The 2,337-nt window shown below is 70.3% G+C and carries 1 protein-coding gene and 1 pseudogene; both read left to right on the forward strand.

The annotated features are described in order from the left end of the window. The coding region (locus FV218_RS22965; RefSeq protein ID WP_187273148.1) for an Ig-like domain-containing protein at window positions 1-1,266 on the forward strand (1,266 nt) is incomplete at its 5' end. Between the two features lie 204 nt (window positions 1,267-1,470). Further along, window positions 1,471-2,337, forward strand: a pseudogene (locus tag FV218_RS22185) (glutamine--fructose-6-phosphate aminotransferase); the annotation flags it as partial.

Here is a 2,337-nt window from a genome sequence, read left to right on the forward strand (position 1 = left end):
CCGCTGGTGACCCCGTCCCAGCCCGCCAACGCCGCGCCCGTGGCCGTCGCTGATTTCGGCTCCGGCGTTGCCTACAAGTCCAACGCCACCGGCAACGTGCTGTCCAACGACAGCGATCCGAACGGCGACGCCCTGCACGTGGGCGCCGTCCAATTCGGCAACGGCGTCGCGGTGGCCCTGCCCGACTCGGGCACCGCCCAGGTGATGGGCCAGCACGGCACCCTCACGATCGCGGCCAATGGCGAATATCGCTACGTCGCGACCTCGGCCGGCAGCGATGCGTTCACCTACGCGGCCGTCGATCCGGGCGGCCTCGCCGCCCAGGCGACTTTGCGGATCGACAGTACCCAAGCCGCCCCCAATGCGAGCGAATCCTTCGGGTTCAAGCTCGGCGAGGCGTCCTTCGACTTCCGTCACGGTCACAGCGTGATGACGGCCCCGGACGGGACGGTGACGGATCTCACGGGCGTCGGCACCATCACGTTCGCCGACGGCACGGTCCAGGTGCGGGACGGCCAGCCCGGGGTCGACGACCTGTACTACGCCGCCCGGAACCTCGACGTCTGGCAGGCCGGGATCGACCCCGACCAGCATTATGCGCAGAACGGCTGGCGCGAGGGCCGGAACCCGAACGCGGAGTTCTCCACGAGCGGATACCTCAACGCCAATTCGGATGTGGCGTCGGCCGGCTTGAATCCGCTGCAGCACTACAACGAGTATGGCTGGAAGGAGGGGCGGAGCGCCGGCCCCGGCTTCTCGGCCGAAGCCTATCTCGCGACGAATCCGGACGTCGCCGCAGCGGGCCTCAACCCCCTTCAGCACTACGAGGAGTACGGCAGGGCGGAGGGCCGGTTCGCCTTCCCCGGTGCCGTCACGGCTGCCAACGGTCACGAAATCCACGGCGACTTCGACGCGACCTACTACCTGGCCCGGAACCCCGATGTCGCGGCCGCGGTGCCGGCCAACCACGACCCCGAGGGCTACGCCTTCCAGCACTACAACACCTACGGATGGCACGAGGGCCGCGATCCGAACGCGTTCTTCTCCACCGACAGCTACCTCGCCGCCAATCCGGACGTCGCGGGGCTGGGCCTGAATCCCCTCCTGCATCAGGAGGAGATGGGATGGCGCCAGGGACGCTCCTCCGGGACGGCGTTCGACAACAACGCCTATCTGGCGGCCAATCCCGACGTGGCGGCGGCGCAGATGGACCCCCTGCAGCACTACCTGCAGTACGGCATGGCGGAAGGCCGGCACCTCGCCTGACCTTCGCGGGTGATCCCCGGGTGGGCGGGCCGTCATCGGCCCTCGCCCACCCGGCGGCCGGCCCGTGAACAGGGGCGGAACGCGCGCCCCGAGGGCCCCGCGGGATGGCGCCCCGGGGAAGGACGCCCGACCGATTCGACGACGATGCCCGCCGGCGATCGCCAACGGGGTCGGCGACCTGCAACACAACTGGGGGAGCGTGTCATGTGCGGCATCGTCGGGATCGTCGGTCGGACTTCCGTGGCGGATTCCTTGGTCGAGGCCCTGCGGCGGCTCGAATACCGCGGCTACGATTCGGCCGGCATCGCCACCCTCGAACGGGGACGCCTGGTGCGGCGCCGGGCGGAGGGCAAGCTCGCCAACCTGGAGATGAGCCTGCGCGACGAGCCCCTCGGCGGGTCCATCGGCATCGGCCACACCCGCTGGGCCACGCATGGGCGGCCCACCGAAGCCAACGCCCACCCGCACGCCACGGCGCGGCTGGCCGTGGTCCACAACGGCATCATCGAGAATTTTCGCGAGCTGAAGGCCGAGCTGCAGGGCTTCGGAATCCGCTTCGAGAGCGAGACCGATACCGAGGTCGTGGCCCAGCTCGTCAGCCGGGAGATGGACAAGGGTCTTGAGCCGGAGGACGCGGTGGCCGCCGCCCTGCCCCGCCTGCACGGCGCCTTCGCCCTCGGTTTCATCTTCGCCGGCTACGACGACCTGCTCATCGGCGCCCGCCACGGCGCGCCGCTGGCCATCGGCTTCGGCCAGGACGAATTCGGAACGCGCGAGACCTATCTCGGCTCCGACGCCCTGGCGCTCGCCCCCTTCACCGAAGAGATCACCTACCTCGAGGAGGGCGACTGGGCGGTCCTCAGCCGCGCCGGCGCCGAGATCCGCGACATCGGCGGGGCCGTGGTCGAGCGCCCGCGCCAGCGCATCGTCGCCCAGGCCTATCAGGTCGAGAAGGGCAACCACCGCCACTTCATGGGCAAGGAGATCCACGAGCAGCCGGAGGTCGTCGGCCGCACGCTGGCCCATTACGTCGACCTCGCCAACGGCCGCGTCGCCCTGCCGGCGGACCTG

The sequence above is a fragment of the Methylobacterium sp. WL69 genome (assembly GCF_008039485.1).
Taxonomy (GTDB): Bacteria; Pseudomonadota; Alphaproteobacteria; order Rhizobiales; family Beijerinckiaceae; genus Methylobacterium.